The organism is Micromonospora sp. NPDC005806, from assembly GCF_042871425.1.
GTDB lineage: Bacteria > Actinomycetota > Actinomycetes > Mycobacteriales > Micromonosporaceae > Micromonospora.
In genome coordinates, this window is the sequence record NZ_JBIAIL010000004.1 from 128,176 (window position 1) to 141,914 (window position 13,739).

At 72.4% G+C, this 13,739-nt stretch carries 14 protein-coding genes; 6 read left to right on the plus strand and 8 right to left on the minus strand.

Annotation, left to right across the window (positions count from 1 at the left end):
* Nucleotides 1-2: 2 nt before the first annotated feature.
* The 6 genes from ACFYOS_RS06985 to ACFYOS_RS07010 all read right to left on the minus strand — a co-directional run bounded on the left by ACFYOS_RS06985 (nt 3) and on the right by ACFYOS_RS07010 (nt 5,931).
* A complete protein-coding gene (locus ACFYOS_RS06985) occupies nt 3-1,298 on the minus strand; it encodes an ABC transporter substrate-binding protein (protein WP_387136485.1) in 1,296 nt (431 codons plus the stop codon).
* A gap of 40 nt (nt 1,299-1,338) precedes the next feature.
* Entirely contained in the window at nt 1,339-2,178 is an 840-nt protein-coding gene (locus ACFYOS_RS06990; protein WP_387136486.1) for a carbohydrate ABC transporter permease, read from the minus strand.
* Between the two features lie 2 nt (nt 2,179-2,180).
* Nucleotides 2,181-3,113: a carbohydrate ABC transporter permease gene (locus ACFYOS_RS06995; RefSeq protein WP_387136487.1), complete on the minus strand. Its 933-nt coding sequence runs from the start codon at nt 3,111-3,113 to the stop codon at nt 2,181-2,183.
* Complete coding sequence (locus ACFYOS_RS07000) at nt 3,110-4,213, minus strand: LacI family DNA-binding transcriptional regulator (protein WP_387136488.1); 1,104 nt, start codon at nt 4,211-4,213, stop codon at nt 3,110-3,112. The genes ACFYOS_RS06995 and ACFYOS_RS07000 overlap by 4 nt, the downstream gene beginning before the upstream one ends.
* A gap of 114 nt (nt 4,214-4,327) precedes the next feature.
* The gene (locus tag ACFYOS_RS07005; RefSeq protein ID WP_387136489.1) at nt 4,328-5,605 is read right to left on the minus strand and encodes an RNA polymerase sigma factor; all 1,278 of its coding nucleotides are present in this window, start codon (nt 5,603-5,605) and stop codon (nt 4,328-4,330) included.
* Entirely contained in the window at nt 5,569-5,931 is a 363-nt protein-coding gene (locus ACFYOS_RS07010) for a YciI family protein (protein WP_387136490.1), read from the minus strand. The genes ACFYOS_RS07005 and ACFYOS_RS07010 overlap by 37 nt, the downstream gene beginning before the upstream one ends.
* 177 nt (nt 5,932-6,108) lie before the next feature.
* Between ACFYOS_RS07010 and ACFYOS_RS07015 the strand changes: the two genes are divergently transcribed.
* Entirely contained in the window at nt 6,109-6,573 is a 465-nt protein-coding gene (locus tag ACFYOS_RS07015) for a DUF6069 family protein (protein WP_387136491.1), read from the plus strand.
* 4 nt (nt 6,574-6,577) lie between these two features.
* Here the strand turns inward: ACFYOS_RS07015 and ACFYOS_RS07020 are convergent, their stop codons facing one another.
* Both ACFYOS_RS07020 and ACFYOS_RS07025 read right to left on the minus strand, forming a co-directional pair.
* Nucleotides 6,578-7,018, minus strand: a complete 441-nt coding sequence (locus ACFYOS_RS07020; RefSeq protein WP_387136492.1) for a DUF4395 domain-containing protein — start codon at nt 7,016-7,018, stop codon at nt 6,578-6,580.
* Between the two features lie 117 nt (nt 7,019-7,135).
* Nucleotides 7,136-7,582 (minus strand): TlpA family protein disulfide reductase, encoded by a 447-nt coding sequence (locus ACFYOS_RS07025; protein ID WP_387136493.1) that lies wholly within the window; start codon nt 7,580-7,582, stop codon nt 7,136-7,138.
* Between the two features lie 253 nt (nt 7,583-7,835).
* Between ACFYOS_RS07025 and ACFYOS_RS07030 the strand changes: the two genes are divergently transcribed.
* The 5 genes from ACFYOS_RS07030 (at nt 7,836) to ACFYOS_RS07050 (ending at nt 13,708) form a co-directional block, all read left to right on the plus strand.
* A complete protein-coding gene (locus ACFYOS_RS07030; protein ID WP_387136494.1) occupies nt 7,836-8,969 on the plus strand; it encodes an N-acetylmuramoyl-L-alanine amidase in 1,134 nt (377 codons plus the stop codon).
* Between the two features lie 152 nt (nt 8,970-9,121).
* Nucleotides 9,122-9,535 carry a VOC family protein gene (locus ACFYOS_RS07035; RefSeq protein WP_387136495.1) on the plus strand — a complete coding sequence of 138 codons (414 nt, stop codon included), beginning with the start codon at nt 9,122-9,124 and terminating at the stop codon, nt 9,533-9,535.
* A 95-nt stretch (nt 9,536-9,630) separates the two neighbouring features.
* Nucleotides 9,631-10,716: an endonuclease/exonuclease/phosphatase family protein gene (locus ACFYOS_RS07040; protein WP_387136496.1), complete on the plus strand. Its 1,086-nt coding sequence runs from the start codon at nt 9,631-9,633 to the stop codon at nt 10,714-10,716.
* 64 nt (nt 10,717-10,780) lie between these two features.
* Complete coding sequence (locus ACFYOS_RS07045; RefSeq protein WP_387136497.1) at nt 10,781-11,527, plus strand: ABC transporter permease; 747 nt, start codon at nt 10,781-10,783, stop codon at nt 11,525-11,527.
* A gap of 39 nt (nt 11,528-11,566) precedes the next feature.
* Nucleotides 11,567-13,708, plus strand: coding sequence for a glycogen debranching N-terminal domain-containing protein (locus ACFYOS_RS07050; protein ID WP_387136498.1), 2,142 nt, complete (start codon nt 11,567-11,569; stop codon nt 13,706-13,708).
* Nucleotides 13,709-13,739: the final 31 nt, after the last annotated feature.

Here is a 13,739-nt window from a genome sequence, read left to right on the forward strand (position 1 = left end):
GGTTACCTCAGAACCTGCTTGCCCCCGTCGACCAGCTGCGTGCCGAGCTGGTCCAGGGTGATCTTGTTGGCGAAGTACTGCTGCAGTGCCGGGGTGGCGTACTTGGTCTTCCACTCCGGGTAGGCGTCGACCTTCTGGAACGGGGCGACGGTCAGGTCGGCGGCGCTGTCCGCGGCGACGTCCCAGCCCTGCTTGCCCCCGGTGACCTTGACCAGCTCCTGGTTGGCCTGCTTACCGGTGGGCACCAGCCAGTCACCCTTGGCCAGGGTGGCCATGTTGGCGGGGTTGAGGAACCACTGCAGGAACTGCGCGGCCTGCTTCTTGTGCTTGCTGTCCTCGGAGATGGACAGGGTCTGCGGGTTGGCGGCCTGCTTGGTGGACAGCCCCTTGACCGGCGGGAGGGTCACCCAGTCGAAGCCGGCGGGGGCCTGCTCGACCATCTGCTGGCGCAGCGAGACCGAGCCGGGCACCATGGCGTACTTGCCGCCGAAGAAGCCGGGCAGGGTGTCCGCGCCGCTCATGCCCAGCGCCTCGGGGGAGGCGGACTTGGTGGTGTAGAGCATGTCGTGGATCCGCTTCGGCACCTCCTTCTCGGCGTCGCCGACCTTGACCTCGGTCTTGCCGCCGTCGGTGTAGAAGAACTTGCCGTCGTAGTTCAAGGCCAGGTTCATCACCCGGTTGGTGGGCGACTTGAGCGCCCAGGCCACGCCGTACTGGCCGGGCTTGGTGAGCTTCTGCGCGTTGGCCTGGAACTCGTCCCAGGTCCAGCCGCCGTCGGCGGGCGGGACGGCGACGCCGGCGGCGTCGAGCAGCTTCTTGTTGGCGAGCACGACCTGCGACTCGAGCAGGAACGGTACGCCGGTGACCTTGCCGTCGAAGGTGGCGGTGTCCCAGACGCCCTGGTCGATCTGGGCCTTGAAGTCGTCGCCGAGCAGCTTGGAGACGTCGGCCAGGTAGCCCTGCTTGCTGAACTCGCCGATGGCGGCGGCTTCGTAGTGGACGACGTCCGGCGCGTCGCCGCCCTCGAAGGAGGTGAGCAGCTGGTCGTGGACGGAGTTCCAGTCACCCTGGACGTACTCGACCTGGATGTCCGGGTGTTCGCTGTTCCACTTGGCGACCAGATCCTTGTTGGCCTGCAGCGACTCCTTCTGCCAGGCGAGGCTGAGGAAGCGCAGCTTGACCGGGCCGGACGAGGCCTCGTCCTTGCTGCCGCCGTCACCGCACGCGGTGAGGGCGCCGAGGCCGACGACCGCGACCGCGGCGGCCGCGGCGAGACGGCGGAATCTGCTACGGAGCATGGGGGTTTCCTCTCCTTGGTGGTGGGTTGGGGGATGTGGTTCAGCCCTTGACCGCGCCGGCGAGCGACCCGGACGAGAGCCGGCGTTGCATGAACGCGAAGAAGATCAGGCTGGGCAGGGTGGCCAGCAGCGATCCGGCCGCGAGGGGGCCGAGCCGGGCGGTGCCCTCGATGCCGACGAAGCGCGCCAGGGTCACTGGCAGGGTCGCCAGTTCGGGGGTCTTGAGCAGGACGAGGGCGAAGAAGAACTCGTTCCAGGCGGAGATGAAGGAGAACAGTGCGGTGGCCACGATGCCCGGCGCGAGCAGCGGGAAGACCACCCGGCGCAGCACCTGCAGGCGGCTGGCGCCGTCGACGCTGGCCGCTTCCTCCAGCTCCCGAGGGATGTTGCGGACGAAGCCCTGGAGCATCCACAGCGCGAAGGGCAGCGCCCAGACCACGTAGATGAGCACCAGCCCGGCGTGGCTGTTGGCCAGCCCGACCTCGCGCAGGATCAGGAAGATCGGGATGATCAGCAGCACGAACGGGAACAGCTGCGACAGCAGCACCCAGCCCAGCGCGGCGGTGCCGAGCTTGGTCTTGAACCGCGCGAGGGCGTACGAGGCGGGCAGCGCGACCAGCACGGTGAGCACCGCCGAGGCGAGCGAGACCTGGAGGCTGTTCAGCGCGGCCCGGCCCAGTTCCTGCTCGGTGAAGGCCTGCACGAAGTTCTGCAGGGTCGGGCTGTCGGGGATCAGCGTCGGGTGCAGCCGCACCAGTTCGCGGGGCGGCTTGAACGCGGTGGAGAGCAGCCAGACCAGCGGGAACCCGAGGAAGATCAGGTAGCCGGTCAGGGCGACGTACTGCAGCGTGCGTCCGGTGCGGCTCGGCTTTCCGAACATGTCTAGTTCGCCTCCCTCAGCCGGCGACGCAGGTAGACGGCGAGCAGCGCCACGATGATCACGACCATCACGTTGCCGAGCGCGGCGGCGTAGCCGTAGTTGCCGTAGCGGAACGCCTCCTCGTAGGCGAAGAGCATCGGCAGCATGGTCTTGCCGCCCGGGCCGCCGGCGGTGAGCACGTAGACCAGGCCGAACGAGTTGAAGTTCCAGATGAAGTCCAGCGAGGTGATCGCCACGACGACCGGCGCGATGGCGGGCAGGGTCACGTTGCGGAACCGGTGCCAGGTGGTTGCGCCGTCGACCGCGGCCGCCTCGTGCAGGTCGCGCGGCACCCCCTGCAACCCGGCCAAGAGCACGACGGTGGTCTGCGGCATGCCGGCCCAGACGCCGACCAGGATCACCGCGGGCAGCGCGGTGCTGAAGTCGCCGAGCCAGTTGGTGCGCAGGCCGTCCGCGCCGATCTGGTGGAAGAACTCGTTCAGCAGGCCGGCGTCGGGGTGGTAGACGAGTTTCCACAGGATGCCGACCACCACCGGGGGCATCGCCCAGGGCACCACGGCCAGCACCCGCGCGATCCCGCGGAAGCGCAACTGCTGGTTGAGTAGCAGGGCCAGGCCGAGCGCGAGCAGGAACTGCAGCACGGTCACCCCGACCGCCCAGAGCAGGCCGATCTTGAACGAGTTCCAGAACAGCTCGTCGCCGAGCAGTTCCCGGTAGTTGGCCAGCCCGGTGAAGGTGATCTCGACGTGCCGGCCGGCGCGGGCGTCGGTGAAGCCGAGGTAGATGCCGCGCAGCAGCGGGAAGACCGAGAGCACCACGATGGGCAGCAGCGACGGGAGCAGCAGCAGGTAGATGCCGAGCCGGTCGGAGCGGGACCGGGCCGGGCGGGGCCCGTCGGCGCGGGTGACGTCGGGCCGTTCGGCCACCGTGGTCATGCCGTCACCTCCGGGGTACGCGGCGGGGACGCCGGCTGCGCCGGCGCGGGTACGAACAGCGGCGCGGCGTCGGGCGCGACGGCACTGGAGGCGCGGACGGCGAGGCTGGGCGCGACCTGCTCGCGGCGCGCCGGCAGGCCCGGGTCGGCGATGCGCTGCAGCAGCAGCTCGGCGGCCCGGCGACCGCGCTCGGCCGAGCCGAGGGAGACGCTGGAGAGCTGGGGGAACATCATCCGGGCCAGCTCGGTGTCGTCCATGCCGACCACCGCGACGTCCTCGGGGACGCGGTGGCCGGCGGCGAGGAGGGCGTGCAGCGCACCGACGGCGATCAGGTCGTTGGCGCAGACCAGCGCGTCAGGGCGGGCCCGGGCGAGCAGGCGCTCGGTGGCGGCGCGGCCGGCCGCGTACTGGAAGTCGCCGACCTCGACCAGGCGCTCGTCGAGGTCGATGCCGTGCACGGCGAGGGCGCTCCGGAAGCCGGCGTCCCGGGCGGCGCCGGGGACGGTGTCGAGCGGGCCGTTGACGAAGCCGATCCGCCGCCGGCCGGCCGCGACCAGGTGGTCGACGGCCAGCCCCACGCCGGTACGGGAGTCGGTGCGGACGTTGTCCACCGGCGCGTCGGCCCCGAGCTGCCCGACCACGACCACCGGGACCGGGCTGTCGACCAGCGCGGCGAGGTGGTCGTCGGTGACCCGGATCGGAGAGACGATCATGCCGTCGACGTAGCGGTGGGCGAGCCGGCGCAGCAGCGCGGTCTCGTTGGCGATCTGCCCGCCGGTGGCGTGCACCAGCAGCTGCCGGCCGGACGCGGCGACCACCGACTCGATGGCCCGCATCATCTCGACGTAGACCGGGTTGCCGATGTCTTCGACGGCGAGGGCGATCAGGCCGGTGCGCTGCGACTGGAGCGAGCGGGCGATGGCGTTGGGCACGTAGCCGACCTCGGCCGCCGCCTCGCGGACCTTGCGGATGGTCTCGGGGCTGCCCCCGACGCCGTTGAGCACCCGGGAGGCGGACGCGATGGAGACACCGGCGCGGGCAGCGACGGTGTGAACGGTGGGCCGGCCGTCGGCCGACTCGTGTAAACGTTTACGACCCACGCCCGCCACCTCCAGCTGTCTGCTGTAAACGTTTCCGGGAGTCTGCGCCCGACTCGACGATCAGGTCAAGGGCTCGTTACGAAAACGTTTCCAACCAGGCTTGGGGGATGCCCCTCACGCTCCGAGTCGCGCGGCGCGAGTGGTGAGGTGGCGGCGCTCGGGCAGGCTGGTGGCGCGTCGGGCGGCCGCGCGGTAGTCGGCTGCGGCGGCGGCGTGGTCGCCGGCCAGTTCGCGCAGGTGGGCGCGGGTCGCGAGGAGGCGGTGGTGGCGTGCCACCCGGTTGTCGGATTCCAGCGCCGCCACCACATCCAGCCCGGCTGACGGGCCGTGCACCATGGCCACGGCGACCGCGCGGTTGAGCGTGACCATCGGACCCGGCGCGAGCTGGTCCAACAGTTCGTACAGGGCGAGGATCTGCGGCCAGTCGGTCGCATCCAGGTGCTCGGCCTCGTCATGGACCGCGGCGATGGCGGCCTGCACCTGGTACGGGCCGACCGGGCCGCGGGCGAGCGCCTCGGTGACGAGTGCCACGCCCTCGCCGATGAGCTTCCGATCCCAGGCGCTGCGGTCCTGCTCGGCGAGCGGCACCAATGCCCCGTCCGGCGTGGTACGGGCGGGTCGGCGCGCCTCGGTGAGCAGCATCAGGGCGAGCAGTCCGGCCACCTCGGCGTCGTCGGGGAGCAGCCGTCGCAGCCAGGTGGTGAGTCGGATCGCCTCGTCGGACAACTGGGGCACCGTGAGGTCCGGGCCGGTGGTGGCGGTGTAGCCCTCGTTGAAGAGCAGGTACAGAACGTGCAGCACGACGCGCAGCCGCTCGGCGCGTTCCGGTCCTTCGGGCATCGCGAAGGTCGCGCCGCTGGCTCTGATGCCTTGTTTTGCTCTGCTGATGCGTTGCGCCATGGTCGCTTCCGGCACCAGGAACGCGGCAGCGATCTGCGCGGTGGTGAGGCCGCCGACCGCGCGCAGGGTCAGCGCGATCTGGCTGGGCGGCGACAGCGCCGGGTGGCAGCACAGGAACAGCAGGGTGAGGGAATCATCGCGGTCGGCACCCGGCTCGGCGTCCGCGGGCCGGCCGAGGAGTTCTGATTGCGGGGTGGCGGCGATGATCGCGTCCTCGCGGCGCCGCCGCGCCTGATCGCTGCGGACCTCGTCGAGCAACCGGTGGGACGCGACGGTGACCAGCCAGCCACGGGGGTTGTCCGGCACCCCCTCGGCGGGCCATCGCGTCGCGGCCCGAAGAAGCGCCTCCTGCGTCGCGTCCTCGCACGTGTCGAACTGCCCGTACCGGCGAACCAACGCGCCAAGGACCTGCGGCGCCAGCTCGCGCAGCAGGTCCTCGACGCCCCGATCGGCAATCACAGGTCGGCGGCCGCCTCGTGCAGGACCGGCCATACCTCGACCGGCTCGAGGTCCGCCCACGGCATGTCCGCGGCGATCTCGTACGCCCGCTGCTCGTTCTCGCAGTCCAGAAGGTAGAAGCTGGCGAGGTACTCCTTCGTCTCCAGGTACGGCCCGTCGGTGACTGCCGGCGCGCCGTCCGTGCGCCGCACCAGCCGGGCCGCCGCGGCGTCGGCCAGGCCGTACGCGCCCAGCAGTTCGCCGGTCCCCCGGTACTTCTTGTTGAACGCGTCCTGCTTGGCGATCTCCGCGGGCCAGGCCTCAGCCGGGATGGAGCTCCACTTCTCCTGGTTGCCGTAGATCAGCAGCATGTACTTCATCTCGTCCCTCCGGTCCGTGCACCGTGCCGGCGCGCTGTCGTCACCCAGCAGACGGAGCCGCCGCGCCACCCTCGACATCCTGACGAGGAAAATTCCGCGCCGGCGATGTCGAGCCCGGCCGCACCGCTCCGTCCGTCTGGCAACGGCACAAGACAGCCAGCCCGAGGGAGAACGACCATGAGCACCAGCACCGCCCCGTCCACCGGCATCCGCGCCGCCCGACCGGTATGGCTGATCAGCGTGCTGGCCGGGTTGGCCGCCGCCATCGCGACCGAACTCTACGGCCTGGCCGCCCGCGCGGCAGGGGTGCCGATGGCGGCCGGCAACGTCGGCGCCTCCGTCCCCGGCCCGATCACCATCGGCATGTTCGCCATGGGCACGGCGACCGCCGTGTTCTGGGGCACCATCCTCGCGGTACTTCTCGCCCGGTACGCCCGCCGACCGGCGCGCGCCTACCGGTGGACCACCGTGGCACTGACCGCGGTGTCCATGGCCGGGCCCTGCCTCGCCGGCGCCACCGCGACCGCCACCAAGCTGATGCTCGCCCTGGCCCACATCATCGCCGCGGCCATCGTCATCCCCGTCGTCAGCCGCCGGCTGGGTCACGCCCCACACCCGGTTCGCGCGGTGCCGGGTCGGTAGCCGGTCAGCGCGTCCCGGCGGGCACCCGGGCGGTGAGCGGCCGGCCGGTCAGCCGGCGGATGGCCAGGTAGCCCTCACAGCCGAGACAGAGGTCGAAGGCGGCGTTGAGGAACGCGGCGGCGAGCGCGGCGCCGGTGGCGACCGGCCCGAGCGCGGGGACATCGGCCAGGTAACCCACCGCGCCGGCCGCGGCGAAGACCAGGCCGACGAGCTGGGCGAAGCGGACCGGGGCCACCGGCTCCAGCTCGGCCGGCGGGGCCAGCCGGGGCGCGACCAGCACGCGGTAGAGCAGGCCGTACGGGCCGACACGGGGGTTGGCGGCGGTGAGGGCGAAGACGAGCGCCTGGGCCAGCACGAGCAGCCCGGAGCCGGTGAGCAGAGCAACGCCCAGGACGACGGTGGTGAGGACGGCGGCGAACCGCGGCCCACGGGGGTCGAGCAGCATGCGGGTTCCGTTTCGGCGAGCGGGAGGCGGTCGGTCAGACGGTGGCGACCGACGCACAGAGGCTCGCCGCGAGCCGTCCATGGTCCACGACCCGCCGCCGGGTGAGGTGGACGCCGGTCACGCCCGCGCCCCGGTGAGCAGCGGCGCGAGCGCCGCGAGCAGGTCGTCGCGGGCCGGTACGCCGGACGCCCGCTGGACGATCCGCCCGTCCCGGTCGACCAGCAGCACCGTCGGGGTACGCCAGACGTCCAACTCCCGCGCCCGGTCGAGGTGCTCCGCCACGCCGACCTCCAGCAGGCTCACCCCGTCGACCCGCCGGGCGACGTCCTCGAGCACGCGGCGGGTCGCCCGGCAGGGGGCGCAGACCGGGGCGGAGAACTGGACCAGAGTGACCGCGCCGGGGCGTACGCCGAGGGCGGCCAGCGCCGCCCGGTGCGGGGCAACCCGGTCCGGGGCGACAGAGCGCAGTCGGCCGTCCCGGCGCCGTCGCCACCAGCCGAACGCGGTGGCGGCCGCGAGCACGGCGACGAGCACCACGACCCCGGTCAGACTGGGCGACTGCACCGGTCAAGCGTGCCACAGCTGCCCGCGACGAGGGCTCGGCCGTCCGGCCGGGCCGGAGTGACATCGCCTACTTCTCCGGTAGGTGTGGCCGGATCGCGGCGCCGTGGTCGTGGTGTTCGACGTCCGCCGACGATCGACAGTCGTCGCATTTGTCCTCTGGCGCGCCGACCGACGTCGGCAATATTCTCCACTTCGCGCGCAGCAGTTGGAGTTCCTTTACAAGCCCCCTGTCGGGGACCACAGAGGAGATGCCATGCACTTCGACCACCCCGAGCTGGACCGCCGTACCCTGCTGCGGGCCGGACTCGGCGCCGCCGCGGTCGCGGTCGTCGGGAGCGAGCTCGCGTTCCCCGCCGCCGCGCAGGCCGCGCCGGGCGCGGACCTCGACTGGATCATCAGCTGCGACGAGTGGGGCGCCCGCCCGCCGGCGGACCCACTGTCGGTCAGCGCAATCCCCACCAACAAGATCATCGTGCACCACATGGCATTCCCGAACAGCACGGACTACTCGGAGGAGCACGCCAAGCAGCTCGCCCGGGACTGTCAGAACCTGCACATGGACGTCAACCGCTGGTCGGACACCGGGCAGCACTTCACGGTCAGTCGGGGCGGCCACGTCACCGAGGGTCGGCACGGCAGCCTGGAGCGGCTCCAGGCCGGCGACCGCCAGATGATCTCGGCACACTGCCCTGGCGAGAACGGTCGGGCCATCGGCATCGAGAACGAGGGCACCTATGTCACCGAGACGCCGCCGCAGGAACTGCTCGACTCGCTGGTGAAGCTCTGCACCACCATCTGCCAGCAGTACGGCCTGCACGCCCACGACATCTTCGGCCACTGGGACTTCCGGGCCACCCAGTGCCCCGGCGCCATGTTCTACCGGGAGTTCCCAGCCCTGCGCCGCCGGGTCTTCGCCAAGCTCGGCACCGACCTGGCCGACGTGCCGGCCCGCCGCTGGCCGGACATCTGGCGCTTCGTCGGTGGGCCGGTGGTGAAGGTCGCGCAGTACCTGCTCACCTTCCGCGGCTACACCGTGCCGGTGACCGGGGTGTTCGACGTCGCCACCGTCGCCGCCGCCCAGGACTGGCAGGCCCGCAACAGCATCCCGGTCGACGTCGACGCCACCCTGACCGCGCCGACCTGGGAGACACTGGCGCCCGAGCTGGACAAGGACGCGGTCGGCATCCCGGTCCAGGCGGTGCAGTTCATGCTCAACTCCAAGGGCTACGCCAACGTCGCGATCACCGGCGAGTCCGACTACGTGACCAAGAAGGCCCTCAAGGACCTGCAGGAACTGCACGGTCTGGAGCCGAACGGCAAGGTCAGCACCACCACCTGGTGTGCCCTGGTGGGGGGTGTGGTGCGTCAGTCGTTCCAGAAGGACTGACCGACGCACCGGCGGGGAGAGCGGTGGGGGTGGCAACGGCGCCACCCCCACCGTCCCGTCCGGCCGGGTGCGACTCGCCCGTCACGCATCGTTGCCCCTGTCGTACCGGGCTGCGACGATGACCCTCGTCAAGGACGAAGGAGGGTCGCACAATGGCGTCTCGGCTCAACCCGTACATCAGCTTCCGCGACAACGCTCGGCAGGCGATGGAGTTCTACCAGAAGGTGTTCGGCGGCGACCTGACGCTGAGCACCTTCGGCGAGTTCGGCAACCCGGATCCGGCGGTGGCCGACAAGGTCATGCACTCGCAGTTGGAGACCGGCAGCGGGTTCACGCTGATGGCCTCCGACACCCCGCCGGAGATGGAATTCAGCCCCGGCAACAACATCTCGATCAGCCTCAGCGGCGACGACGCCGACGCGCTGCGCGGCTACTGGCAGCAGCTCTCCGAGAGCGGCACCGTCACGATGCCGCTGGAGAAGCAGATGTGGGGCGACGAGTTCGGCATGTGCGTGGACCGGTTCGGCATCGCCTGGCTGGTGAACATCTCCCAGCCCCAGGCCTGACCGCCGGGAGGAGGGTGCCCGAACGGCGGTGTCCACACTGGTCCCACCGGCGTTAGCGTCGCAGGATCCGCGGATCCGGCCGGAGAGGACCAGACATGGACAGAGGCAGCCGTTCGCACCTTCGACGCCTGGGCAGGCTGGCCACCGCGGCCGCCCTCGTGGTGGCCAGCCTGGGGCTCGTCGCCCCGCCGGCCCATGCGGAAGCCGGGCCCAACGTCGCGGTGCTGACCCGCAACCTCTACCTGGGCGGGGACCTCACCCCGTCGATCGCCGCGCCGACCCTGCCGGCGTTCCTGGCCGCCAACGCGGCCCTGCTGAGCCATGTGGACCTGGTCGACTTCCCGGCCCGGGCGGCACTGATCGCCGAGGAGATCCGCGAGCGCAAGCCCGACCTGGTCGGCCTGCAGGAGGTGGCGCTGTGGCGCACGGGGCCGATCGGCGACCCGGCCCCGGCCACCGAGGTCCGGTACGACTACCTGGCGCTGCTGATGGCGGAGCTGGCCGAGTCCGGCCACCCGTACGACGTCGCCGTGGTGCGCGACGAGGCTGACCTGGAAGCTCCGGCCGGGGCGCCGTACCTGCGGGACGTCCGGCTCACCATGCGGGACGTGATCCTGGTGCGGCACGGCGGCCGGGTGAAGGTGACCGACACCTCGTCGGGCAACTTCGTCAACAACCTGGTCTTCCCGCTTGCCGCCACCGGCGGCACCGCCACGAGCACCCGCGGCTGGACGGCGGTGGACGCCGTGCTGGGCAGCCGGACGTTCCGGTTCGTCAACACCCATCTGGAGGCGTTCCACCCCGGCATACGCGTGCTGCAGGCGCAGGAACTGCTGCGCGGCCCGCTGAACGCGGCCGGGCGGGTGATCCTCGTCGGTGATCTCAACAGCGGGCCGGAACTGCCCGACCCGAACAACCGGCTCGCCTATCTCGCCCTGGTCGCCGGGGGGATGGTCGACACCTGGCCGATCCTGCACCCCGGCGACCCCGGCTACACGGCCGGGCTGGGCGACGACCTGACCGAACCGGCCGACGACGTCGAGCACCGGATCGACATGGTGCTGGTCCGCGGCCCGGTGGTGCCGGTGGCCAGCGAGGTGTTCGGCACGGAGCGGCAGACCCCCGACGGCCGGTGGGCGTCGGACCACCTGGGTCATCAGGCGGTGCTCGCGCTGCCGTAATCGAGCGAAACGTCGGCCGGCGGGTAGCCACCCGCCGGCCGGCCGACGCCAATACGATCATCAGGTGAGCGCCGGCACCGTACCCATCGGCCCGACGCTGGTCGCCGCCCTGCTCGGGCTGACCGTCGCGGCCGCCGTGGTGCTGCGGCTGAGCGGGGTCAGCCGCGGCCGGGCCGTCCTGACCGCGGCCGCCCGGGCCACCGTCCAGCTCGGCGCGGTCTCCCTGGTCATCGTCGCGGTGCTGCGCGCCTGGTGGAGCACCGCCGCGTTCGTCCTGCTCATGTACGTGGTCGCCAGCGTCACCGCGCACCGGCGGATCGGGCCGTCCTGCCCGCGCCGGATCGCCCCCCTCGCCATCGCGGCCGGGGTCGCGCCGAGCCTCGGCGTACTACTGGCCAGCCGGGCCCTGCCCGCGACGCCCCTGGTGGTGCTGCCGACGGCGGGCATCCTGATCGGCGGGGCGATGACCGCGACGAGCCTGGCCGGCCGGCGGACCCTGGACGAGCTGCGCACCCGGCACGGCGAGTACGAGGCCGGGCTGGCCCTGGGGCTGCTCCCCCGCGACGCGGCGCTGGAGATCTGCCGGCCGGCCGCCGGCCAGGCGCTCATCCCGGCGCTGGACCAGACCCGGACGGTCGGGCTGGTCACCCTGCCGGGCGCGTTCGTCGGTGTGCTGTTGGGCGGGGCGGGACCGCTGCAGGCCGGGGCGACCCAGCTGCTCATCCTGCTCACTCTGCTGGCCGTGGAGGCGGTGGCGATCGCCCTGGCTCTGGAGCTGCTCGTCCGCGACCGGGCCCGCACCGCGCCCTGAGCGGGTGTATCCCGGGCGCAACGGGGTAGTGGCGGGCCGATGACCAGGGTCCGCAACCTGCGCGTCCGGCCCGACCTGCTCTACGTCGCGAGCGGGTGGAGCACGCTGGTCACCGACGTGCGGGGCCGGATCGGCGGCGTCGACCCGCAGGGCTTCTTCGCCCGCAACACGCGGGTGCTCAGCCGGGAGCGGATCACCGTCGACGGCCGGGAGCCGGTGCCGTTCGCCACCGGGAACGTACGGGGACACGCCCAGCTCTCCTACTCGGAGCTGGGCGACGGAGAGGAGCTGCCGTCGCGCGCGGCGTACCTGCTGACCGAGCGGTTCGTCGGTCCCGGGCTGCGCACCCGGCTCACCGTGGTCAGCTACTCCCAGCAGCCGCTGCGGTTCGCGGTCGGAATTCGGGTCGAGGCGGACTTCGCCGACACCAGCGAGGCGGAGACGGGCCGCCGGTTGCAGGTCGGCGACGTCGCCGCCGGGTGGGATCCGGCGGCCGGGGAACTGCGCCTGACCTACCTGCGCGACGACCTCGACCGGGCGGTCGCGGTCCGGATCCGCGCCGACACCCCGGTGGCGTACGACGACGGGACGATCACCGTCGACCTGGCGGTGCCGCCGCGCGGCAGCGCTTCGGTCGACCTGCTGGTCGAGCCGGTCTTCGACGGGTCGCGGCTGCCCGCTGCCCCGGCGACGTTCGCCGAGCCGGACGACCCCGCCGCCCGGGCCCGGGGCCGGCTGGTCGGTGAGCTGGCCGGGCTGAGCAGCAGCAACTTCGACGTGACGGCGGCGTGGCGGTGCGCCACGCACGACCTGGGGGTGCTCCCGCTCGGCGAGCCGGCCGGCCCGGCGGCGCCGATCGCGGGGCTCCCCATCTACCAGGAGATCTTCGGCCGGGACACGATGACCGCCTCCTGGCAGGCGCTGCTGGCCGGTCCCACCATGCTGGCCGACAGCCTGCGGCTCAACGCCCGCCACCTCGGTCAGCGGCTGGACGACTGGCGGGACGAGGAGCCGGGCAAGCCGCTGCACGAGGCGCGGCAGGGGCCCGTCTCCGCACTCGGGCTGAACCCGTTCTCCAGCTACTACGGCGACTGGTCGACCGCGCCGGACTTCCTGGTCTTCCTCGGGCAGTACCTGGCCTGGACCGGTGACCTGGATACCGTGCGGGAGCTGCTGCCGACGGCCCGGCGGGCGCTGGGCTGGATCGAGCGGTACGGCGACCCCGACGGCGACGGCTTCCTGGAGTACCACTGCCGGTCCCGGGCGGGGCTGAAGAACCAGGGCTGGAAGGACTCCGACACCGCGATCGTCGACGAGTGGGGGCAGGTGGTGCCCAACCCGATCGCCACCAGCGAGCTGCAGGCCTACTGGTACGCCGCCCTGCGGCACGCCGCCGCGGTGTTCGCGCTGACCGGCCACCCGGCCCGGGGCGCGGCCCTGCTCGCCCGGGCTCGGGCGCTGCGGCGACGGTTCCACCGCGCGTACTGGCTGCCGGAGCGGGGCTGCTACGCGATGGCGCTCGGGCCGGACAAGCGGCCGGTGCGCTCGACCAACTCCAACGACGGGCACCTGTTGACCACCGGCATCGTGCCCGCCGAGGCCGCCGTGCGGGTGGCCGACCGGCTGCTCGCGCCGGACATGTTCAGCGGGTGGGGGGTGCGGACGTTGTCGGCCGACCATCCGGCGTACAACCCGTTCAGCTACCACCGGGGCAGCGTGTGGCCGGTGGAGGCGGGCACCATCGGCCTGGGGCTCGCCCGGTACGGCTGCTGGCCGCACCTGCACCGGCTTGCCGAGGGGATGTTCGCCGCGGCGGCGCTGTTCGAGGATCACCGGCTGCCGGAGGTGCTCAGCGGCCTGCCCCGCGACCCGGCCCACCCGCACCCGGGAATCTACCCGGACTCCTGCTCCCCACAGGCCTGGTCGGCCAGCTCCATCATCGCGCTGGTCCAGGCGCTGCTGGGGCTACGGCCCGCCGCGCCGCTGCGCACGATCTTCGTCGACCCGCACCTGCCCGAGTGGCTGCCGGACCTGCGGCTGGAGGGCGTCCGGGTGGGCAGCGCCACCGTCGACCTGACGGTACGGCGACGGCGCGGCGGGCGGGCCTCGGTGACCACGCGCGGCGACCGGCTGGCGGTGATCCGCCGCGCCCCGCGGCAGGCGCTCACCCGCCGGCCCTGAGCGGGCCAGGTGTAGTCGGGCCGCGGCGGGG